The organism is Streptomyces sp. NPDC088812, assembly GCF_044750285.1.
Lineage (GTDB): Bacteria > Actinomycetota > Actinomycetes > Streptomycetales > Streptomycetaceae > Streptomyces.
This window is the reverse complement of record NZ_JBIVJP010000004.1, coordinates 316,362-336,228: the sequence shown is the minus strand read 5'-3', so window position 1 is coordinate 336,228 and position 19,867 is coordinate 316,362. Positions and strand designations below refer to the sequence as shown.

Here is a 19,867-nt window from a genome sequence, read left to right as displayed (position 1 = left end):
GCGACGGACAGTTGATCAGCGGGGCCGTCCCGTACGTACGGGAGGGTACGAGAGGAAGGCGGCCGAGTGGACCTGCTCGACATCCTGCTGGTGCTGGTGGCCCTGGCGTACGCCGGCTCCGGGTACCGGCGCGGTCTGGTGGCCGGCTGTGTCTCGCTGGCCGGGTTCGTGGGCGGCGCGGTGGTCGGCGTGTGGGTGCTGCCGTGGGTGATGGACCTGGTGACGGCCGGGACCACGGCGGCCACGGTCACCGCGGTGCTGACGGTGCTGGCCCCGGCGGCGGTGGGGCACGAACTGGCGGGGCGGCTGGCGCTGCGGCTGCGCCGGGAGATCGACCGGGGTCCGCTGCGGGTGGCGGACGGGGCCGGCGGCGCGGCGGCCAACGCGGTGGCGGTGCTGATCGTGGCGTGGGTGGCGGCCAGTGTGCTGGGCGTGTCCTCGTCGGCCGTCGTGACGTCGGCGATCAGGGACTCGCGGCTGCTGGAAGCGGTGCAGGAGGTGATGCCGCAGACCACTCCGGGGTGGTTCTCGCGGGCCACGTCCGCGCTGACCGAGGCGGGTTTCCCGCAGGTCTTCAACCCGTTCGAGAACGAGTCGACGGCCCAGGTCGCCGAGCCCACCGGTGACAGTGTCACGGCGAGCGCGACGAACGCGGCCAGGCTGAGCACGGTGAAGGTCGAGGGCGTCTCGGGCGGCCAGGGCCGTGAGGGCAGCGGGTTCGTGTACGCGCGGGAGCGGGTGATGACCAACGCCCATGTGGTGGCCGGCATGGACGAGCCGACCGTGCGGGTCGGCGGCGTGGGCCGCTCCTACGCGGCGCGGGTGGTGCTGTTCGACCCGGACAGGGACGTGGCCGTGCTGTACGTGGCCGGGATGAGCGCTCCGGTGCTGCGGTTCGACGACACGGCCTCCCGCGGGGACGCCGCGGTCGTCGCCGGGTATCCGCAGGACGGCGACCTCGACCTCAGGGCGGCGACCGTCGCGGGCCGGGTGGAGGCGACCGGCCGGAACATCTACAACGACGCCACCGTCACCCGGGAGATCCACGCGATCCGTTCCCTCGTCCGCCCCGGCAACTCCGGCGGTCCGCTGCTGACCACCGACGGCCGGGTGTACGGCGTCGTCTTCGCCCGTTCCACCTCCGACGACGAGACGGGGTACGTGCTGACGGCCGCCGAGGTCGCCGGCGACGCGAAGCGGGCGGCGACGGCGACGGCCGCGGTGGACACGGGCGAGCCGGTCACGTCGTGACCCGCCGGCGGGTCACGACGGCAGCACGCGCCGGACATCCCGGCCCCGGGCCTCGTCGGCGCCGGCCCGGCCCGGGTTTCGTCGGCGACGTCGAGGCCCGGGGCCGTCGCGCGCGCGGCGGGGGCGGCGCACGCGTGCGGGGCCGTCGGATCCCGGCCCGGGGCAGAGGGGTCACCCCGCGGCTCGGACAGCGGGTCCCGGCACGGGTCCGCCGGGGTCGGCGGGCAGGATGGCGGCATGGAACGTTCGCGAATCGCGGTGGCCGGCGCGTCCGGTCTCATCGGCAGCGCCCTGGTGCGGTCCCTGACCGCCGACGGGCACGAGGTGGTGCGCCTGGTGCGCCGGGCGGCCCGGGGCTCGGATGAGGTGCGCTGGGACCCCGAGCGGGGGCGGGTGGAGACGGCCGGGCTCGCCGGGTGCGACGCCGTGGTGAACCTGGCGGGCGCCGGGGTGGGCGACCGGCGCTGGACGGAGGAGTACAAGAAGCGCATCCACGACAGCCGGGTGCACGGGACGGCGGCGCTCGCGCGGGCGGCCGCCGCGCTGGACCGGCCGCCACGGGTGTTCGTCAACGGCAGCGCGATCGGCATCTACGGCGAGACCGGCGACCGGGTCGTCGACGAGAGCGCCCCCGCCGGGAGCGGCTTCCTGCCCGAGCTGTGCGTGGAGTGGGAGGCGGCCGCGGCTCCGGCGCGGGAGGCGGGCGTACGGACGGTGTTCCCCCGGACCGGGCTGGTCGTGGCGCGGGGCGGCGGGGCGTGGGGGCGGCTGTTCCCGCTGTTCCGGGCGGGTCTGGGCGGGCGGATGGGGGACGGGCGGCAGTACTGGTCGTACATCTCGCTGCACGACGAGGTCGCGGCGGTCCGGCACCTCCTGGACCGCGACGACCTGTCGGGACCGTTCAACCTGACCGCTCCCGAGCCGCTGACGAACCGGGAGATCACCGCCGCGATGGGGCGGGTGCTGCACCGGCCGACCCTGTTCCCGGTGCCGGCGCCGGTGCTGCGGACGGTGCTCGGCGAGATGGCCGGGGATGTGCTGGGCAGTGCGCGGGTGGTGCCCGAGCGGCTGCTGACGTCGGGGTTCACCTTTGCGTTCCCCGGGATCGAGGACGCCCTGCGGGCCGCCTGACGCCCCGCCGGGACCGCATGCGACCGCTGTGCGACCGTGCCCTGCCCATGCGCGACTGTTCCCGACCGATCACGGCCCTACCCTCGATCCGAACTCGGGTATTCCGGACGCCCGATGGGGGCATCACGTCTCCACCGGCCGCGCAACCTCGAGGCGAGGAGGGGCACGTGCTTGAGCCCGCGTACCAGGCAGACGTCGTCGTGGTGGGAGCCGGGGTCGCCGGCCTCTCCGCGGCCCAACGGCTGAACAGCGCAGGAGTGACGACGGTGGTCCTGGAGGCCGCCCCCTGCGTGGGGGGCCGCATGGCGACCGAGAAGGTCGACGGCTTCCGGCTCGACCGCATCGGACAGCTGCTGTCCACGGCGTATCCCGAGCTGGCGCTGACCCCGGGGCTGAGCGCGCTCGTCCTGCGCCCGTTCGCCCCAGGGGTGCTGCTGCACAGCGACGGGCACCACCACCGCGCGGGCGCACCGACGGGCGCGGGAGGCGCGAGGGGCGCACTGCATGCCGTACGCGCCCTCGCAAGCGCCCCCAGGCCGGGGTCGCTGCCCAGGTCGCGCGCCGGAGCCTCCCGCGTGGTCACGCTGCCCGGCAGGCGGCCGGGCGCGCCCCGGCAGACGGTGGTCCCGCCGCGCGTCCGGGCGGGCGCCCCGCTGGGCACCGCCGTGGACCAGGCCCGGCTCGGTGCGGCGCTGACCCGGCTCGCGGCCACCCCCGCCGAACGGCTGCTGCGCCGCCGGGAGGCACCGGCCGCCGAGGCCCTCGCCACCCGCGGGCTGCCCGCCCGCACGATCGACGGCTTCCTGCGGCCGCTGCTCGCCGCCCTGCTCTGCGACCCGGACCTCACCACCTCGAGCCGGTGCGCGGACCTCGCGCTGCGCGCCTTCGCGGCCGGACGGCTGTGCCTGCCGGAGGGCGGGGCCGAGGTCCTGCCGGACCTGCTCGCCCGGACCCTGCCGCCGGGCACCGTGCACACCGGGGTACGGGTCACCTCGGTCTCCACGACCTCGGTGACCACCGCCGAGCACGGCACGTTCCGCTGCCGCGCGGTCCTGGTCGCCACCGACGCGCGCACCGCCGCAGAACTGCTGCCCGGGCTGCGGGTGCCCGGCTTCCACCCGGTGACGGTCCTGCATCACACCACCGACGAGCCGCCGTCGACCGGCGCCTCGCTGCTCCTGGACGCCGACCGCGGCGGCCCCGTCGCCCACACGACGGTGACCAGCCGCGTCGACCCGAGCCGCGCCCCGGCCGGCCGGACCCTGGTCTCCTCCACGGTCCTCGGCACGCCCCCGCCCGGCGTCGACACCGCGGTCCGCATGCACCTCGCCCGCCTCTACGGCACCTCGACCGCCCGCTGGGAGACGCTGGCCGTGCACCACACCCCCGAGGCCGTCCCCACCATGCGCGCCCCGCACGACCTGCGCCGCCCGGTACGCCTGCTGGCGGGCCTCTACGTCTGCGGCGACCACCGCGACACCAGCACCGTGCAGGGCGCCCTCCACTCGGCCCACCGCGCGTCGGCGGCCATCCTGTCCGACCTCGGCGCGGCCCGGCCGATGCACTCCGCGGATCCCCTGCCGACGGAGCGCAGGGCGGCGTGAGCCGCCCGACGCCACCACCCGGCCCGTCTGGGGACACCCCCTCCGGGGGAGTTCGAGGACGAGGCCCGTCCAGGGCCGATGCGGGGGTCCGGGTGCGGCAGCCCCCGGGGACGGGAAAGGGCTGGAAGGGGCGGGACGGGGCGGCGGGGGCGGGAAGAGCCCCCGCCGGCTACCCCAGCGCGGCCACCTTGTCCCGGTACGTCCGCACCGGGGCCGCGTCCTTGTACGGCTCCAGCCGGCGCTCGAAGTCCTTGACGTACTCCACCGCCCGCACCGAGCGCATCTCCGCCGCCTGTCCCGCCGCCTCCGCCGCGAGATGGCACGCCTGGTCGAGCTCGCCGAGGCCGAGGCGGGCGGAGGCGAGGACGACCCGGCAGAACAGGCGGCTGCGGGCGTAGGCCGCGGGACGGAGCTGGAGGGACCGTTCCGCGTGCTGCGCCGCGGCACGGAACTGCTGGAGGTCCCGGTGGCAGTGCCCGAACTCGTCGGCGAGCTGTCCCTCGTCGAAGAACCGCGCCCAGAACGGCGTCTCGTCCCCCGCCTTGGCCGCGTCCAGCGCGCGCTCGGCCCGCACCAGGGACGCGGTGCAGGCCCGCACCTCGCCCAGCACCCCGTGCCCACGGGCCTCGGCGGCGTGCAGCAGCGCCTGGACGACGGGCGGGGCGTTCGTGCCGACGCCCTGCTGGGCGACGCGCGCGAGCTGCACGGCCTCGCGGCCGTGGCCGAGGTAGACGGCCTGGCGGCTCATGGTGACCAGGACGAAGGAGCCGTACGCCCGGTCCGCGGCGGCCTGGGAGAGCCGCAGGGCCTGCACGAAGTAGCGCTGGGCCAGGCCGTGCGCGGCGATGTCGAAGGAGGTCCAGCCGGCGAGGCGGGTGAGGTCGGCGGCGGCGCCGAACAGACGGCGGCCGGCCTGCTCGCCGTAGGTGCCGCGCAGCATCGGCTCGCACTCGTGCTCCAGATAGCGCACGAGGGCCTGGCGGGCGTGGCCGCCGCCGTACATGTCGTCGAGGGTGCGGAAGAGTTCGCCCACCGAGCGGAGGGCGGCGATGTCGCCGCCGGTGACACGCTGGCCGGGGCCGCGCTCGGTGGTGGCGCGCTGCCGGGGCACGCCGGGCGCGCCGTGGCCGGACGGGGCCGGCGGCCTGGGCGGGACGGCCCTGCCGGAGCCCGGCTGCCCGGCCGACGCGGTCTGGCCGGACGGGCGGGCCTGTGCGGGCACCCGGGCGGGGGGCTCCCCGGGAGCGCGGGCGACCTTCTCGTCGGCCCGGCCGATCAGCCAGTCCCGGCTGGGCACGACGAGACCGGCCGGTGTGAAGGCGATCTTGCGCAGCTCGGCGTGGCTGCCGGAGTCCTTGCGCCACAGCCCGCCGACGATGTCGATCGCCTCCTCGGGGGTGCCGGCGAACTCCAGCCCCGCGTACACGGGGGCGCACGCGTCCAGGCCGAGGTCCTGCGCGGTCAGGCGGCGGCCCAGGCGGCGGGTGAAGACCTCGGCGATGAGGGCGGGGGTGGTGCCGCGGGGCTGCTGACCGCGGAGCCATCGGGTGACGGACGTCTTGTCGTATCTGAGATCCAGCCCGTGCTCGAGGCCGAGCTGATCGACGCGCCGGGCCAGACCCGCGTTGGAGAAGCCCGCTTCTGCGATGAGCGCGGCGAGCTGGCGGTTGGGAGTGCGCTGCGCGGGTCGTTCCGTCATCTGCGGTGCGGTCTCCTGCCTTCCAGGCCCCTGAAGTGCCTGGATTGCCTGTGAGCAGCCCTAATGGCCTCGTGAACGGCGCGAATGTAGCGGAGCGTAAGCGGGCGATTGCATATCTCGACATTCATTCATCCGATCGTGTGAGGATCGACTCTCAAGCTGACGCGCGCGGGCCGGACGTACAGTGGCGGGGGCGCGCTGCGTGCCCGATACACCCGTTGCCGAGGGAGGCGCTTGCCGTGAGTGAGGTGCGGTTCGTCCGCAGGGGATTCGGAGCGGACGCGGTCGAGTACCAGGAGGCGTGGGACGAGCAGCGCCGGGTGCACGCGGCGCGCTTCGCCGACGAGGTTCCCGACACCGTGCTGCTGCTGGAGCACCCGCCGGTCTACACGGCCGGCCGGCGCACCGCCGACGACGAGCGCCCTCTGGACGGCACGCCGGTGATCGACGTGGACCGCGGCGGCAAGATCACCTGGCACGGCCCGGGCCAGCTCGTGGGCTACCCCATCCAGAAGCTCCCGCGCCCGGTGGACGTGGTGGCGCACGTCCGGCGCCTGGAGGACGCGCTCATCCGCACCTGCGCGGAGTTCGGCCTGGAGACCACCCGGGTCGAGGGCCGCAGCGGGGTGTGGGTGCTCGGTGACCCGGTGGAGCAGCGGCCGTCGTTCGGCGGTCTCTCGCTGGACTTCGACCCCCGGCTCACCGACGAGGAGTTCGACCCGCGCCTGAACGGCCCGGAGTACGCCCCCTCCAACGCCGGCCAGCGCCGCGAGGACCGCAAGATCGCCGCGATCGGCATCCGGGTGGCCAAGGGCGTCACGATGCACGGCTTCGCGCTGAACGTGAACCCCGACAACAAGTGGTTCGACCGGATCATCCCGTGCGGGATCCGGGACGCGGGGGTCGCCTCGCTCGCCGGCGAGCTCGGCCGGGACGTGACCATCGAGGAGGTCCTGCCGGTCGTCGAACGCCACCTCGCCGACGTCCTGGGGAACGCTGACCTGAAGCCGCGGGAGGTGGAGCGGACCTCGGCCTAGCCGGGCATGTCTTCCCCGTCACGCCGGGGTCGCGGGGGAATGCTCCCCCGGCCCGGCGGGTTGCCCACCGCGGGGGCCGAAAACGTACGGGCGTACCCTGGGGGACGCCGAAGAATCGAAGCTACAGGGAGCCGATGTGTCCGCAGTCGCACCCGACGGACGCAAGATGCTGCGCCTGGAGGTCCGGAACAGCCAGACCCCCATCGAGCGCAAGCCCGAGTGGATCAAGACCCGGGCGAAAATGGGTCCCGAGTACACGAAGATGCAGAACCTCGTGAAGAGCGAGGGGCTGCACACCGTATGCCAGGAAGCCGGCTGTCCCAACATCTACGAGTGCTGGGAGGACCGCGAGGCCACCTTCCTCATCGGCGGTGACCAGTGCACCCGGCGCTGCGACTTCTGCCAGATCGACACCGGCAAGCCCGAGGCGCTCGACCGGGACGAGCCGCGGCGCGTCGGTGAGTCGGTCGTCACCATGGACCTGAACTACGCCACCATCACCGGCGTGGCGCGGGACGACCTGGAGGACGGCGGCGCCTGGCTGTACGCCGAGACCGTGCGGCAGATCCACCGGCAGACGGCGGAGCGCGAGGGCGGGCGCACGAAGGTGGAGCTGCTGGCCCCCGACTTCAACGCCGTCCCGGAGCAGCTGGCGGAGGTCTTCTCCGCCCGGCCCGAGGTGTTCGCGCACAACGTCGAGACCGTCCCGCGGATCTTCAAGCGGATCCGCCCCGGTTTCCGCTACGAGCGCTCGCTGAAGGTCATCACCGAGGCGCGCGACGTCGGTCTGGTCACCAAGTCCAACCTGATCCTCGGCATGGGCGAGACCCGCGAGGAGGTCAGCGAGGCGCTGCGGCAGCTGCACGACGCCGGCTGCGAGCTCGTCACCATCACCCAGTACCTGCGCCCGAGCGTCCGGCACCACCCCGTGGAGCGCTGGGTCAAGCCGCAGGAGTTCGTCGAGCTGAAGGAGGAAGCCGAGCAGATCGGCTTCTCGGGCGTGATGTCCGGCCCGCTGGTACGGTCCTCCTACCGCGCCGGGCGCCTGTACCAGATGGCCGTCGAGAAGCGTGGCTCCTTCATCGCCGCCCAGGCCGTCTGACACTCCGTCACCCGCCGCGCCCCGCACCGACAGCGGGGCGCGTGTGAATTCGCGCACAAGCGGCTACTCGCCAGTAGTGGCCGAGACGATGCGGCCCCGACCGTCCTCCCTGATGAGGGCGCCCGTCCGGGCCGCATCAGCATTTCGGCCCCTCACATCCAGGCTTCATCGGTGTTTGACCGGTCGGTCACGCCCTGGTAACACCAATCAGTGACGTTGGTATCACACCACGTACAGCCCGTGACCCATGCCGCCCGAGGGGGACCCCCATCATGCAGGCCGCGCCCGTTCGCGCCACCGCGATCCCTTCCTTCACCGACGCCCTGCGCGCCGTCGAGTCCCTGCTCATGAGCGGCGGTCAGCGCACCGCCCGGCGCAACGCCTGGAACTCCGTCCTGGAGGACCGTCGCCGCGCCAAGGACCGTGTCGAGGCGCAGCGCGTCCTCGAAGCGGTCAGCGTCGGCTCCGCCCGTCCCTGACCGCCCCCGGCCCCTCGCTCCCGGGCACTGCCGTCGTAGGTCCTCCCGGGGACACGTAGACTGCGTGACATGGCGAGGAAGGACACGGCGGCAGACGCCGCGAACCCCGGGCGACTGAAGCAGATCGCCCTGACCTACAAAATGACCCGCAAGGCCGACAAGAAGATCGGTCTTGTACTCGCGGCTGTCGGAATCGTCACCTTCGGTGTCTTCCTCGCGATCGGTTTCTTGATCGGCCACCCCATCTATCTCGGCATCCTGGGCCTCCTGTTCGCCTTCCTCGCGACGGCGATCGTGTTCGGCCGCAGGGCCGAGCGGGCCGCCTTCGGCCAGATGGAGGGCCAGCCGGGCGCGGCGGCGGCCGTACTGGACAACGTCGGCCGGGGCTGGACGACGACCCCTGCGGTGGCGATGAACCGCAGCCAGGACGTGGTGCACCGGGCCGTCGGCAAGGCCGGCATCGTGCTGGTCGCCGAGGGCAACCCGAACCGGGTGAAGAGCCTGCTGGCCGCCGAGAAGAAGAAGATGAACCGCATCGTGGCGGACGTCCCGGTGCACGACCTGATCGTCGGCACCGGCGAGGGCCAGGTGGAGCTGAAGAAGCTGCGGACCACCATGCTGAAGCTGCCGCGCGTCCTGACCGGCCCGCAGGTGACCACCACCAACGACCGGCTGCGCGCCATGGGCGACCTGATGAGCAACATGCCGCTGCCGAAGGGGCCGATGCCCAAGGGCATGCGCCTGCCGAAGGGCGGGAAGGCCCGCTGAACTCCCGCGACACCCGAAGGGGGCGCCCGGATCACTCCGGGCGCCCCCTTAGTCGTACGCCATGACCTTCGTCGTACGTCGTCTCCGTCGTCGTACGTCGTCCCGGACGGGCACCGCCTAGATGCGCACCTCGACCGTGCGGGCCAGCCGGTCGTGGAGGCCGCGGCCGTCGCGGTCCCAGATCAGCGCGGGGACGGCGAGGCAGAGCAGGACCGTGCGCACGGCGGAGCGGACGGGGTGGACGGTGCCGGTGTCCAGGGCGACCACGCGCAGCCGGAACAGGCGCTTGCCCGGAGTGAAACCGAGCGTACCCACCGTCAGCACACTTATCACGAGGAAGACCAGCAGGGCCCAATTGCCGGTGGCGGGGCCGTAGCCGTCCGTGATCAAACCGTATGCGATCAAGAGGCACAGGCCCCAGTCCACCGCAAGGGCGCCGATGCGCCGGCCCGGACGGGCGATCGAGCCCGGTCCCTCCTCCGGCAGACCCAGCTGCTCGCCCCGGTATCCGAAGTCGGCACCGGCTTCCTCCATGGCCGCGCGCGGGCCGGAGAGCCACGATCCGATTGCTTGCCTGTTGTCCACCCGTCCACGGTACTGCGCACCCATATGCCCGGCGGACGGAGGGGGGCGGGACCGTGTGACCGAGCTACCGTGGAACCCAAGCTGGTTAACTTCTGCGAAACAAATGGGTCACGCACGAGAAATCACCCGTCCCTAGGGTCGACGACAGCGTGTGCCACCGCACTGGCCGCACGAACGAACTACCACCCCGGCCCGCCGGCCGGGAGTAGGAGGAGCTGGATGTTCCAGAACGCCGACGAGGCCAAGAAGTTCATCGCGGACGAGGACGTCAAGTTCATCGACGTCCGGTTCTGCGACCTGCCGGGCGTCATGCAGCACTTCTCGCTGCCCGTCGAGGCGTTCGACCCGGACGAGGAGCTCGCCTTCGACGGATCGTCGATCCGTGGCTTCCAGGCCATTCACGAGTCCGACATGGCCCTGCGCGCCGACCTGTCGACCGCGCGGGTGGACCCCTTCCGCCGCGACAAGACCCTCAACATCAACTTCTTCATCCACGACCCGATCACGGGCGAGCAGTACTCCCGTGACCCGCGCAACGTGGCGAAGAAGGCGGAGGCGTACCTGGCGTCGACCGGGATCGCCGACACCGCGTACTTCGGCCCCGAGGCCGAGTTCTACGTCTTCGACAGCGTGCGCTTCAAGACCTCGGAGAACGAGTCCTTCTACCACATCGACTCCGAGGCCGGCGCCTGGAACACCGGTGCGCTGGAGGACAACCGCGGTTACAAGGTCCGCTACAAGGGCGGCTACTTCCCGGTCCCGCCGGTCGACCACTTCGCCGACCTGCGCGCCGAGATCTCCCTGGAGCTGGCCAAGTCGGGCCTCCAGGTCGAGCGCCAGCACCACGAGGTGGGCACCGCCGGCCAGGCCGAGATCAATTACAAGTTCAACACGCTGCTCGCCGCGGCCGACGACCTCCAGCTCTTCAAGTACATCGTGAAGAACGTCGCCTGGCGCAACGGCAAGACCGCGACCTTCATGCCGAAGCCGATCTTCGGTGACAACGGCTCGGGCATGCACGTCCACCAGTCGCTGTGGAGCAACGGCTCCCCGCTGTTCTACGACGAGGCCGGCTACGCGGGCCTGTCCGACATGGCCCGCTACTACATCGGCGGCATCCTCAAGCACGCCCCGTCGCTGCTGGCCTTCACCAACCCGACGGTGAACTCCTACCACCGCCTGGTCCCGGGCTTCGAGGCCCCGGTCAACCTGGTGTACTCGCAGCGCAACCGCTCCGCGGCCATGCGTATCCCGATCACGGGTTCGAACCCGAAGGCCAAGCGCGTCGAGTTCCGCGCGCCCGATGCCTCCGGCAACCCGTACCTGGCCTTCTCGGCCCTGCTGCTCGCGGGCCTGGACGGTGTCAAGAACAAGATCGAGCCGGCCGAGCCGATCGACAAGGACCTCTACGAGCTCGCTCCCGAGGAGCACGCGAACGTCGCGCAGGTCCCGACCTCCCTCCCGGCCGTCCTCGACTCGCTCGAGCGCGACCACGAGTTCCTCCTCCAGGGCGACGTCTTCACGCCGGACCTGATCGAGACGTGGATCGACTTCAAGCGCACGAACGAGATCGCTCCGCTGCAGCTGCGCCCGCACCCGCACGAGTTCGAGCTGTACTTCGACGTGTGAGAAAACCCGCTGCGAGGGCCGCTACCCGTGATCGGGGCAGCGGCCCTCGTCGCGTGTCCGACGTCCCGTGCGGCACGGCCCGTGGCGCCGTCGGCGCGACATCGTCGTATCGTTTCCGGCACTGGTGTTCGACAGCGGTGACGGGGGAGACGGGGATGGGCGAACAGGACGACGGGGAGCGGGAGTTCGACCTCCGATGGGCGGACGCCGCCGAGCACAAGGAGCCCTCGGCGCGGGCGCGGATGCTGGCCGCGCGCTGGAGGGAGAACCCGCCGCAGCCGCAGCCCTTCCGGGCCGGTCCCGATCCGGTGACGCCCCGGCGGTCGTCGTGGGTGTCGACCGCGATCGTTCTGGGGTGCGTGGCCGCGGTGATCCTGCTGCTGGGGTACGCGCAGCTGCGGGCGCCGTACTAGCCGCACCGCAAAAGGGGCCGCGGGGGCGCGGTGCTGTCGCCGGTCTCACGTACGGGCCGGCCCCCGGTTCTTGAGAACCGGGGGCCGGCCCGGCTACTTTCCGCGCTCGCGGTCCTGGCGGCGGGACTCCAGGGGGCGTTCGCGGCGGTAGCGGCGCTCCCACTCGGCCTGCTGGTCGCGGCGGGCGCGGTAGGCCTTGTAGGTGGTCGGCGCGGGGCTCGCGGCGGGGCCGGGCGCGGGCGCCGAGGTGGCGACGCGGCCGTAGCGCACGTACAGGCAGAGCACGGCGACCGCGGCGAGCCAGTAGAGGTGGTTCCCGAAACCCAGGACCACCAGGACGGCGGTCCCGGAGAGGACGACGGTGCCCATGGGGTGCCTCCTTCCTGGGCAGGACACGGCTGTATCAGGTGGGGTTGCGGGGGTGGGGTGGTGTTCTCAGCGTAGGGAGGCGGTCACTCGAGGTGCACCTTCTTTTTCCCGGACCTGGAGTCGACCGGAGCGATACATAGCGTGTCCATACGGCCATAAGGGGTGTGCTGGATGAGCAATCTCTTCGTCTTCGCCTACGACGACCTCGCCACCGCCGGCCAGGTGCGCGACAAGCTGTTCGAGCTGTCCAAGCAACATCTGGTCGAGCTGGAGGACGCGGTCGTCGTCGAGCGGCGCGACGACGGGAAGATCAAGCTGCACCAGGCGGTGAACCACACGGCGGTCGGCGCCGCGGGCGGTGCCGTGTGGGGCGGGGTGATCGGGCTGCTCTTCCTGGCGCCGCTGCTGGGCGCGGCGGTGGGTGCGGCCGCCGGTGCGGCCGGGGGCTCGTTCACCGACACCGGCATCAACGACTCCTTCATGCGGGACCTCGGCCAGAACCTGCGTCCGGGCGCCGCCGCCCTCTTCGTCCTGGTCAAGCACGCGGCCGGGGACAAGGTGGTCCCGCAGATCGCGCCGTTCGGCGGACAGCTGGTGCAGACCTCGCTCAGCCAGGCCGAGGAGGAGCACCTGCGCGAGGCGATCAAGGCGGCCCAGGCGGCCCGAGCGGCGTGAGTGCCGTGCCTGAACGGGGAGACGACCCAGCTCTCCGCTTTCCCGCACGTGTACGACGGTGAGCGCCTCAGCGGTGGGTACGGCGCCGGCAGCGGTGGCCCGGGAGCGGCCACCGCCGCCGTCGTGCTTGCACGAACCGCCCGTTGTCAGTGGGGTCGTGGAGGATGGTGGCAGGGAACAGGCGAGGGGCGGAGGCGGGGATGGACGGCGGGGAGCGGTACATCGGCGTGGCGGAGCGGCGGGCCCGGCTGGCCCTGCGGCACCGGCTGACGCCCCAGGCACGTGCGGTGCGCCCGGAGCGGGTGGCCGAGGCGCTGGTCGCGCTGCACGGCTCGGATCCGGCGACGGTGTACCTGGCGGTCGGCGCCCGGCTCGCGGACCCGTCGGGGACGGTGGCGGAGACCGACCGGGCACTGTACGGCGCGGACCGGGTACCGCGCGGCGAGGACGGGGTACTCGGCGACCACCGGGCCTCGCACAGCGACAACGACCGGGCGTCGCGCGCCGATGACCGAGCGCCGCGCGGCGACGACCGGGCGCTGGTGCGTATGCACGGCATGCGGCACACGGTCTTCGTGTTCCCCGCAGAGCTGACGGCGGTCGTGCACGCCTCGACCGGCCTCGCGGTCGCCGCACGGGAACGGGCGACGCTCCTCAAGGACATGGAGAAGGCCGGCGCGCCGGACGCGGCCTGGCTGAAGGAGGTCGAGGAGTCGGCACTGGCCGCTCTGGAGCGGCTGGGGCAGGCGACGGCGGCCGAACTGGCGCGGGAGGAGCCGCGGTTGCGGGAGCGGTTCGTGTACGCGGCCGGCAAGCGCTACGAGGGGGTCCACACCGTCTCGACGCGGCTGCTGAAGGTGCTGGGTGTCGAGGGGAAGGTCGTGCGCGGCCGTCCGCTGGGCTCGTGGACGTCGAGTCAGTTCCTCTGGGCGCCGGCCCCCGGGCATCCCGAACTCGATGTGGCCGGGGCCCAGGCGGAGTTGCTGCGCCGCTGGCTCACCGCCTGCGGGCCGGCCACCGAGGCCGACCTGAGGTGGTGGACGGGGTGGCGTGTGACGGACGTACGGCGGGCGCTGGCGGCGATCGGTGCGCGGACGGTGTCGCTGGACGAGGGCACGGGGTACGTGACCGCGGACGACGTCGGTCCCGTGGCCGATCCCGGCGGGCCGTGGGCGGCGCTGCTGCCCGGCCTCGACCCGACGGCGATGGGATGGCAGGCGCGGGACTGGTATCTCGCCCCCGGCCTGCGGCCGGCGCTGTTCGACGGCAGCGGGAACGTGGGACCGACGGTGTGGTGGGACGGACGGGTGGTCGGAGGGTGGGCCCAGCGGCCCGACGGCGAGATCGTCTGGCGCGTCCTGGACGGCGAGGGGGTGGGGCGGGAGGCGGAGACGGCGATCGCGGCGGAGGCGGAGCGGCTGCGGGACTGGGTGGGGACGACGAGGGTGACGCCCCGGTTCCGTACGCCGCTGGAGCGGGAGTTGGCGGGGTAGACCCTGTCGGGCGGCAGGCGCCGGGTGCCGTGCGCGGGCACGGCACCCGGCGCCCGCTCACCTCGAGTACCGCATCAGCGCGCGCACCATGTGGCACGTCGAGTCCGACGGCGGGTGGACGCCGATCAGCCGGGCCGTGCTGCGGATCTTCTCGTTGCGGGCCTGGCGCGGCAGGTAGACGCCCGAGTCGAGAAGGGCGATGGCCAGGCGCATGGCCTTGAGGCGGCGGTTGTGCGTGACGTACCACTCACGCGGGCGGCCGGCGGGCAGCGGCCGCTTCTCCACGGGTACGTACGGCAGGTCGAGTTGGACGGGACGCTTCGCGGTGGACTGGGTCGGCAGCGGCTTCGGCCGGAGTGCGGCAGCGGGCACGGGCATCCTCCTGTCGCGGTCAGGGCCCCGTCCCGGAACCTCCGGCGGAACCCTCGAACACTGCTTCCATTCTACTGCCCACCACTGACAAAAGCCCCTGGCCACAAGGGTTTTCGGGGTCGCAGTGACGCACGGGGAGAACGGGTTTCCGGGCATCGCGGAGACGGCCGGATACCGTGAGAGGCATGGAGATCTGGATCAACCCCGCCTGTTCCAAGTGCCGCAGCGCGATCGGTCTGCTCGACGCCGAGGGTGCCGACTACACCGTCCGCCGCTACCTGGAGGACGTGCCGAGCGAGGACGAGATCAGGGACGTACTCGACCGGCTGGGCCTGGAGCCGTGGGACATCACGCGCACCCAGGAGGCCGCGGCCAGGGAGCTGGGCGTGCAGGAGTGGCCGCGGGACGCCGGTGCGCGCGGGCGCTGGATCACGGCCCTCGCCGAGCATCCGAAGCTCATCCAACGACCGATCATCACGGCCGACGACGGTACGGCGGTCGTGGCCCGCACGGAGGAAGCCGTACGGGACGCCCTGGCCCGTTAGGGACTGACCCGTAAGGGCCTGACCGGCGAGCGGAGCGGGAGCGGAGCGGGAGCGGAGCGGGAGCGGAGCGGGAGCGGAGCGGGAGCGGAGCGGGAGCGGAGCGGGAGCGGAGCGGGAGCGGAGCGGGAGCGGCTGTCGTGTGATGCGCGCCACTTCCCTCGGCTCCTGTGACGGTTGAGTGACCTCGTTCGGCATCTCGTACAGAGCGGCGTACGCTCCCCTACCCCCCAGGAGGCGCGCATGTCGCGCAGGAGAACCCTCGGCCCGAAGAAGAAGCTCGCCCTGCTGGTGAGCGCCGCGACGGTGGCGGGCGGCGGTGCCTTCGTCATGGCGGCGACCTCGAACGCCGCCCAGTCCCCGCGGACGGCCGCCGAGTCGTCCGTCTGTCAGGGGCTGGCCACCGCCCTCGGCAACAACCAGCGGTTCATCGACGGCCAGCGGACCGCCCCGGACGCGCAGTCCGCGGCCCGGATCGCCAACCGTGAGGCGGTCATCGCACAGATCGAGGTGCAGCAGGAGGCGTCCGGGTGCGTCGTCGGGGAGTCGGCTCAGGACTCCCGGACGACGGCCCCCCAGCCGGCGCGGCCCTCGCAGCTGGCCCGGAGCGCCTCCGCCGGAGAGATGGGGGACGACACCGGGGACAGCGCCGGGGACGGCACCGGGGACACCGGCGCGGTCTCCGGTCAGCAGGTCTGCACCGGCTCCACGGTCACCCTGTCCGGTGAGGCGGGTGCCCCGGCCGCGTCCAGCGACCGGTTCCCGGCCGGGACGCGGCTGAAGGTCACCAACCTGGACAACGGCAAGTCCACGACGGTCGAGGTGACGTCGGTCTCGGGCAGTTGCGTGCTGCTGAACGACGCCGCCTTCGAGCAGGTCCGTGAGCCCGGCAAGTTCCTGATCCGCCGGGCCGTGATCGAGAAGGTGGGGTGAGGCTCAGGACAGGAACTCCGTGAGGTGGCCGCCCAGCGCGGCGGGCGCGGACTGCGGCAGCGCGTGGTGCGAGACGTCCGGGAGGACGACGGTCACGACGTCCCGCAGCACCTCGCCCGCCCGGGACACCACCTCGCGGGTGTCATGGGTCCTGCTGTTCGCGGCCACGAGCAGCAGGACCGGCATGTCCAGGGCCCGCAGCGCCTCGGGCGCCGGACGCGGGCCGGTCACCGGCTTCGCGGACGGGAAGCCCGCGGCGGCCTCCTGGAGGCGCAGCCAGTCGGGGTCGAGCGCCGCTCCCCCGGTCTCCCACTCCAGGAAGGCCCGCACCCGGCGCGGGGTGGGCCGCAGCAGCATCGGCAGGGCGTGGAGCAGGTACGCGGCCCGGTATCCGGCGAAGCACCCGGTCGGGTCGAGGAGGAACAGCCGGCGCACCCGGCCGGGCGAGCGCAGGGCGTGGTGCAGGGCGATCCAGGCACCGTACGAGTGGCCGCCCACGTCGGCCCGCTCCACACCCAGCCCGGTCAGCACGGCGTCCAGCCAGACGACCAGGTCGGCGGCCGTCCGGGGCCCCGGTCCGCCGTCGGTCCGGCTCCGGCCCGCCGCGCCGGCCAGGTCGACGGCGTACACCCGCCGTCGCCGGCCCAGCTCCGCCGCCTGCCGGTACCAGGACGCCGAGGTCGCCCCTCCCCCGCCCGGCAGAAGCACCAGCGGGGGCGCGTCGCGCGGGCCGCAGGCGTTGACGTGGGCGGGCCCGTAGGGGGTGGGGACGGTCACCGCCTCCCGGTCGGCGGGCCACTTGGCCAGGACCCGGTCGTAGGCCGCCCGAAAGGCATCGCCGTCGTACGTGCTCATCGCCCGCCTCCCTGATCCTCCCGGCTATCATCTCGCCGAGCGAGATGTTCGATGAGCGAGATGATAGCCGGAGGGTGCCGTATGCCGACCGAGGGTCCGGAGATGGAGATCGTCCACCTGCTGCGGGCGGTGACGGTCGAACTCGGCCTGCACAGCGCCCGCTTCGCGAACCGGAACGCGATGCACCCGACCGATGTCCGCGCCCTCATCGCCCTCATGGACGCCCGGCGGGCGGGCGAGGAGACCACCGCGGGGCGGCTGGGCGGCACGCTGGGGCTGAACTCGGCCGGCACGACCTCGGTGATCGACCGGCTGGAACGCGCCGGGCACGTGCGGCGGGTGCGCGGCCGGGCGGACCGGCGGCAGGTGGTGGTCGAGGTGGACGACCGGGCCGTCGCCCTCGGGCAGGAGTTCTTCGGGCCGCTCATCGGGCGGGCGGTGGAGCTGCTGCGGGGATACGACGAGCGGGAGCTGGCCGCGGTCCGGGGCTTCCTGGAGGGGGTGCGCGAGGCGGCGGCCGGGGCGGACTGACCGGCGACTTCTGCCCCGGCGTGTCCTCGTCATTCCCATCGCATACGAGCCGCCGTCCGCGCGCGTTCCCCCGCGCGTGCGCGACCGCGAACGGCGACCCCGGGCCGGGCGGACGCCTCACAGCGTGAGACGCGCCACAGAACCACCAGGTAACACGGGGTTCACATTCGAGCAATGACCGGGAAATCGCCGGTTGACAGGCTGCCGAGCAGACAACAGCGGCGCCTCAGTGCCGCAGCGCCGCAGCACCCGCAGTGCGTCAGACACACCCCCGAAGGAAGTGGCCCGTGACCTTCAAGGCTGAGTACATCTGGATCGACGGCACCCAGCCGACGGCGAAGCTCCGTTCCAAGACGAAGATCATCGCAGGCGAGCCCGCCGGGCTCGACGCGCTGCCGATCTGGGGCTTCGACGGGTCCTCCACGAACCAGGCCGAGGGCCACTCCTCGGACCGTGTCCTCAAGCCGGTCTTCACCTGCCCCGACCCGATCCGCGGCGGCAACGACGTCCTCGTCCTGTGCGAGGTCCTCAACATCGACATGACGCCGCACGAGTCCAACACCCGTGCCGCGCTGGCCGAGGTCGCCGAGAAGTTCGCCGCCCAGGAGCCGATCTTCGGCATCGAGCAGGAGTACACCTTCTTCCAGGACGGCTACCCGCTCGGCTTCCCCAAGGGCGGCTTCCCCGCCCCGCAGGGCGGCTACTACTGCGGTGTCGGCGCCGACGAGATCTTCGGCCGTGACGTCGTCGAGGCGCACCTGGAGAACTGCCTGGAGGCGGGTCTCGCCATCTCCGGCATCAACGCCGAGGTCATGCCCGGCCAGTGGGAGTTCCAGGTCGGTCCGGTCTCCCCGCTGGAGGTCTCCGACCACCTGTGGGTGGCCCGCTGGCTGCTCTACCGCACTGCCGAGGACTTCGGCATCACCGCCACCCTGGACCCCAAGCCGGTCAAGGGCGACTGGAACGGCGCCGGCGCGCACACCAACTTCTCCACCAAGGCGATGCGCGAGACCTACGAGGCGATCATCACCGCCGCCGAGTCGCTCGGTGAGGGCTCCAAGCCGCTCGACCACGTCAAGAACTACGGCGCCGGCATCGACGACCGCCTGACCGGTCTGCACGAGACCGCCCCGTGGAACGAGTACTCCTACGGTGTCTCCAACCGCGGCGCCTCGGTCCGTATCCCGTGGCAGGTCGAGAAGGACGGCAAGGGCTACATCGAGGACCGCCGTCCGAACGCCAACGTCGACCCGTACGTGGTGACCCGCCTGCTGGTGGACACCTGCTGCTCCGCGCTGGAGAAGGCCGGCCAGGTCTGATCCCCCACGGTCCCGTGAAGGGGCGCCCGCCGACTCGGCGGGCGCCCCTTTCCGTGTTTCGGAGGGGGTGTCCCCGACGCCTTTCCGTGTACCGCAAACGACCCCCTGACGCCCCGTCGGGGCGGCTCCCACCCCCTGCTCCGGGGCGTCCCCGACCCCCCGGAAGCGTCCAAGCAGTGAGAGAACTCTCCTGTGCCGAGCGGGTGTCTGCTTCAATGGGAGCATGGCCAGCTTCCGGAAGTACCTCGCGACGGGTCGCCATGACCTCGAGCCCTTCTGGCCTTCCCGTCAGCACCACGACTTCGACCGTGTGTGTTGCCGCGCGATGAACGCGCCGGCCCTCTAAAGCCCCACCCCGGCCTTCGGCCGGCGCGAACGACGTACGTCCCTCGACGAGCCCGCCCACCCTTCGCGGCCGTCGTGTCCCGTCCGACGAACTCCTCGCGCGAAAGAGCTGACCTTCCATGGCGACCACTCGCTCCCTCTCCGCCGCCCCCCGCACCGCCCCTTCCACCCCGGCCCGCCACCGACTGCGGGCCGTGGACCGGGACGAGGTGGTGGACGTCGCGGACTTCCTGCCGCCGGGCGCCACCTGGCTGCCCGCTCCCCCGCACACCCTGCCCACCCTCCCGGGACAGCCGCCCATGATCGGCTACCTGGTGCTGGTCCCGGCCGACCAGCAGCCGCCGTTCCCGCCGGTGGCGGTGGTCGACCGGCCCGACGACGAGGTCGCCGACGCCTCCGACGACGCCGGCGAACCGCTCGTACGGATCGACACCGTGCAGCGCACCGCCTGGGTCGGCGAGCGCGAACTCGACCTGACGTACCTGGAGTTCGAGCTGCTCGCGCACCTGGTGGGACACCCGCACCGGGTGCACACCCGCGACCAGCTCGTCACCACCGTCTGGGGCTACGGCCACGTGGGCGACGGCCGTACGGTCGACGTCCACATCGCCCGGCTGCGGCGCAAGCTGGGCGCGGGCCACCGCCAGAGCATCCAGACGGTGCGCCGGGTGGGCTACAAGTACATCCCGCCGACCGCCCGCTGACCCCCGGCCGGCCTGCACCGCCGGCAGCGGG

The 19,867-nt window shown here is 72.8% G+C and carries 21 protein-coding genes; 16 read left to right on the top strand and 5 right to left on the bottom strand.

Features of this window, described 5'->3' with window-relative positions:
• Positions 1–66: 66 nt before the first annotated feature.
• The 3 genes from ACIP67_RS09860 to ACIP67_RS09850 all read left to right on the top strand — a co-directional run bounded on the left by ACIP67_RS09860 (position 67) and on the right by ACIP67_RS09850 (position 3,986).
• Positions 67–1,251 carry a MarP family serine protease gene (locus tag ACIP67_RS09860; RefSeq protein WP_401690089.1) on the top strand — a complete coding sequence of 395 codons (1,185 nt, stop codon included), beginning with the start codon at positions 67–69 and terminating at the stop codon, positions 1,249–1,251.
• 237 nt (positions 1,252–1,488) lie between these two features.
• Entirely contained in the window at positions 1,489–2,382 is an 894-nt protein-coding gene (locus tag ACIP67_RS09855) for a TIGR01777 family oxidoreductase (RefSeq protein WP_401690086.1), read from the top strand.
• A gap of 167 nt (positions 2,383–2,549) precedes the next feature.
• Positions 2,550–3,986: an NAD(P)/FAD-dependent oxidoreductase gene (locus ACIP67_RS09850; RefSeq protein ID WP_401690083.1), complete on the top strand. Its 1,437-nt coding sequence runs from the start codon at positions 2,550–2,552 to the stop codon at positions 3,984–3,986.
• 169 nt (positions 3,987–4,155) lie between these two features.
• On the opposite strand, the gene ACIP67_RS09845 is transcribed toward ACIP67_RS09850, so the two are convergent.
• Complete coding sequence (locus ACIP67_RS09845; protein WP_401690080.1) at positions 4,156–5,685, bottom strand: regulator; 1,530 nt, start codon at positions 5,683–5,685, stop codon at positions 4,156–4,158.
• Between the two features lie 239 nt (positions 5,686–5,924).
• Between ACIP67_RS09845 and lipB the strand changes: the two genes are divergently transcribed.
• The 4 genes from lipB (at position 5,925) to ACIP67_RS09825 (ending at position 9,071) form a co-directional block, all read left to right on the top strand.
• Complete coding sequence (gene lipB, locus ACIP67_RS09840; RefSeq protein ID WP_401690077.1) at positions 5,925–6,722, top strand: lipoyl(octanoyl) transferase LipB; 798 nt, start codon at positions 5,925–5,927, stop codon at positions 6,720–6,722.
• Between the two features lie 136 nt (positions 6,723–6,858).
• Positions 6,859–7,824: a lipoyl synthase gene (lipA, locus tag ACIP67_RS09835; RefSeq protein ID WP_401690074.1), complete on the top strand. Its 966-nt coding sequence runs from the start codon at positions 6,859–6,861 to the stop codon at positions 7,822–7,824.
• Positions 7,825–8,096: 272 nt separating this feature from the next.
• Positions 8,097–8,303, top strand: a complete 207-nt coding sequence (locus tag ACIP67_RS09830; RefSeq protein WP_389511681.1) for a hypothetical protein — start codon at positions 8,097–8,099, stop codon at positions 8,301–8,303.
• Positions 8,304–8,372: 69 nt separating this feature from the next.
• Entirely contained in the window at positions 8,373–9,071 is a 699-nt protein-coding gene (locus ACIP67_RS09825) for a DUF4191 domain-containing protein (protein WP_401690070.1), read from the top strand.
• A gap of 117 nt (positions 9,072–9,188) precedes the next feature.
• Here ACIP67_RS09825 and ACIP67_RS09820 read toward each other — a convergent pair whose 3' ends face one another.
• The gene (locus ACIP67_RS09820; RefSeq protein WP_401690067.1) at positions 9,189–9,656 is read right to left on the bottom strand and encodes an RDD family protein; all 468 of its coding nucleotides are present in this window, start codon (positions 9,654–9,656) and stop codon (positions 9,189–9,191) included.
• 219 nt (positions 9,657–9,875) lie between these two features.
• On the opposite strand from ACIP67_RS09820, the gene glnA reads away from it, so the two are divergent.
• On the top strand, positions 9,876–11,285 hold the full coding sequence (gene glnA / locus ACIP67_RS09815; protein ID WP_401690064.1) for a type I glutamate--ammonia ligase: 1,410 nt from the start codon (positions 9,876–9,878) through the stop codon (positions 11,283–11,285).
• Positions 11,286–11,440: 155 nt separating this feature from the next.
• Positions 11,441–11,698 carry a hypothetical protein gene (locus ACIP67_RS09810; protein ID WP_401690061.1) on the top strand — a complete coding sequence of 86 codons (258 nt, stop codon included), beginning with the start codon at positions 11,441–11,443 and terminating at the stop codon, positions 11,696–11,698.
• A 93-nt stretch (positions 11,699–11,791) separates the two neighbouring features.
• Here the strand turns inward: ACIP67_RS09810 and ACIP67_RS09805 are convergent, their stop codons facing one another.
• A complete protein-coding gene (locus ACIP67_RS09805) occupies positions 11,792–12,067 on the bottom strand; it encodes a hypothetical protein (protein WP_401690058.1) in 276 nt (91 codons plus the stop codon).
• Positions 12,068–12,238: 171 nt separating this feature from the next.
• Between ACIP67_RS09805 and ACIP67_RS09800 the strand changes: the two genes are divergently transcribed.
• Together ACIP67_RS09800 and ACIP67_RS09795 are read left to right on the top strand one after the other, a co-directional pair.
• Positions 12,239–12,742: a DUF1269 domain-containing protein gene (locus ACIP67_RS09800; RefSeq protein ID WP_401690055.1), complete on the top strand. Its 504-nt coding sequence runs from the start codon at positions 12,239–12,241 to the stop codon at positions 12,740–12,742.
• A gap of 200 nt (positions 12,743–12,942) precedes the next feature.
• On the top strand, positions 12,943–14,235 hold the full coding sequence (locus tag ACIP67_RS09795) for a winged helix DNA-binding domain-containing protein (protein WP_401690052.1): 1,293 nt from the start codon (positions 12,943–12,945) through the stop codon (positions 14,233–14,235).
• 57 nt (positions 14,236–14,292) lie between these two features.
• Here ACIP67_RS09795 and ACIP67_RS09790 read toward each other — a convergent pair whose 3' ends face one another.
• Positions 14,293–14,607 (bottom strand): hypothetical protein, encoded by a 315-nt coding sequence (locus ACIP67_RS09790; protein ID WP_401690049.1) that lies wholly within the window; start codon positions 14,605–14,607, stop codon positions 14,293–14,295.
• 185 nt (positions 14,608–14,792) lie between these two features.
• Here ACIP67_RS09790 and ACIP67_RS09785 point away from each other — a divergent pair, with 185 nt between their 5' ends.
• The gene (locus tag ACIP67_RS09785) at positions 14,793–15,152 is read left to right on the top strand and encodes an ArsC/Spx/MgsR family protein (protein ID WP_401690046.1); all 360 of its coding nucleotides are present in this window, start codon (positions 14,793–14,795) and stop codon (positions 15,150–15,152) included.
• Positions 15,153–15,392: 240 nt separating this feature from the next.
• Positions 15,393–16,082: a hypothetical protein gene (locus ACIP67_RS09780; RefSeq protein WP_401690043.1), complete on the top strand. Its 690-nt coding sequence runs from the start codon at positions 15,393–15,395 to the stop codon at positions 16,080–16,082.
• A 3-nt stretch (positions 16,083–16,085) separates the two neighbouring features.
• Here ACIP67_RS09780 and ACIP67_RS09775 read toward each other — a convergent pair whose 3' ends face one another.
• Positions 16,086–16,937, bottom strand: a complete 852-nt coding sequence (locus ACIP67_RS09775) for an alpha/beta fold hydrolase (protein WP_401690040.1) — start codon at positions 16,935–16,937, stop codon at positions 16,086–16,088.
• 81 nt (positions 16,938–17,018) lie between these two features.
• On the opposite strand from ACIP67_RS09775, the gene ACIP67_RS09770 reads away from it, so the two are divergent.
• The 3 genes from ACIP67_RS09770 (at position 17,019) to ACIP67_RS09760 (ending at position 19,836) form a co-directional block, all read left to right on the top strand.
• Positions 17,019–17,468 (top strand): MarR family winged helix-turn-helix transcriptional regulator, encoded by a 450-nt coding sequence (locus ACIP67_RS09770; protein ID WP_401690038.1) that lies wholly within the window; start codon positions 17,019–17,021, stop codon positions 17,466–17,468.
• A gap of 287 nt (positions 17,469–17,755) precedes the next feature.
• The gene (gene glnII, locus ACIP67_RS09765) at positions 17,756–18,787 is read left to right on the top strand and encodes a glutamine synthetase (RefSeq protein ID WP_401690035.1); all 1,032 of its coding nucleotides are present in this window, start codon (positions 17,756–17,758) and stop codon (positions 18,785–18,787) included.
• Positions 18,788–19,251: 464 nt separating this feature from the next.
• Complete coding sequence (locus tag ACIP67_RS09760; protein ID WP_401690032.1) at positions 19,252–19,836, top strand: winged helix-turn-helix domain-containing protein; 585 nt, start codon at positions 19,252–19,254, stop codon at positions 19,834–19,836.
• Positions 19,837–19,867: the final 31 nt, after the last annotated feature.

What these genes read in the sequence shown, in the direction of transcription:
- ACIP67_RS09855 (WP_401690086.1), top strand. Translation starts at nt 1,489, where the DNA reads ATGGAACGTTCGCGAATCGCGGTGGCCGGCGCGTCCGGTCTCATCGGC.
- ACIP67_RS09845 (WP_401690080.1), bottom strand. Translation starts at nt 5,685, where the DNA reads ATGACGGAACGACCCGCGCAGCGCACTCCCAACCGCCAGCTCGCCGCG.
- ACIP67_RS09830 (WP_389511681.1), top strand. Translation starts at nt 8,097, where the DNA reads ATGCAGGCCGCGCCCGTTCGCGCCACCGCGATCCCTTCCTTCACCGAC.
- ACIP67_RS09825 (WP_401690070.1), top strand. Translation starts at nt 8,373, where the DNA reads ATGGCGAGGAAGGACACGGCGGCAGACGCCGCGAACCCCGGGCGACTG.
- glnA (WP_401690064.1), top strand. Translation starts at nt 9,876, where the DNA reads ATGTTCCAGAACGCCGACGAGGCCAAGAAGTTCATCGCGGACGAGGAC.
- ACIP67_RS09810 (WP_401690061.1), top strand. Translation starts at nt 11,441, where the DNA reads ATGGGCGAACAGGACGACGGGGAGCGGGAGTTCGACCTCCGATGGGCG.
- ACIP67_RS09805 (WP_401690058.1), bottom strand. Translation starts at nt 12,067, where the DNA reads ATGGGCACCGTCGTCCTCTCCGGGACCGCCGTCCTGGTGGTCCTGGGT.
- ACIP67_RS09800 (WP_401690055.1), top strand. Translation starts at nt 12,239, where the DNA reads ATGAGCAATCTCTTCGTCTTCGCCTACGACGACCTCGCCACCGCCGGC.
- ACIP67_RS09795 (WP_401690052.1), top strand. Translation starts at nt 12,943, where the DNA reads ATGGACGGCGGGGAGCGGTACATCGGCGTGGCGGAGCGGCGGGCCCGG.
- ACIP67_RS09785 (WP_401690046.1), top strand. Translation starts at nt 14,793, where the DNA reads ATGGAGATCTGGATCAACCCCGCCTGTTCCAAGTGCCGCAGCGCGATC.
- ACIP67_RS09780 (WP_401690043.1), top strand. Translation starts at nt 15,393, where the DNA reads ATGTCGCGCAGGAGAACCCTCGGCCCGAAGAAGAAGCTCGCCCTGCTG.
- ACIP67_RS09775 (WP_401690040.1), bottom strand. Translation starts at nt 16,937, where the DNA reads ATGAGCACGTACGACGGCGATGCCTTTCGGGCGGCCTACGACCGGGTC.
- ACIP67_RS09770 (WP_401690038.1), top strand. Translation starts at nt 17,019, where the DNA reads ATGCCGACCGAGGGTCCGGAGATGGAGATCGTCCACCTGCTGCGGGCG.
- ACIP67_RS09760 (WP_401690032.1), top strand. Translation starts at nt 19,252, where the DNA reads ATGGCGACCACTCGCTCCCTCTCCGCCGCCCCCCGCACCGCCCCTTCC.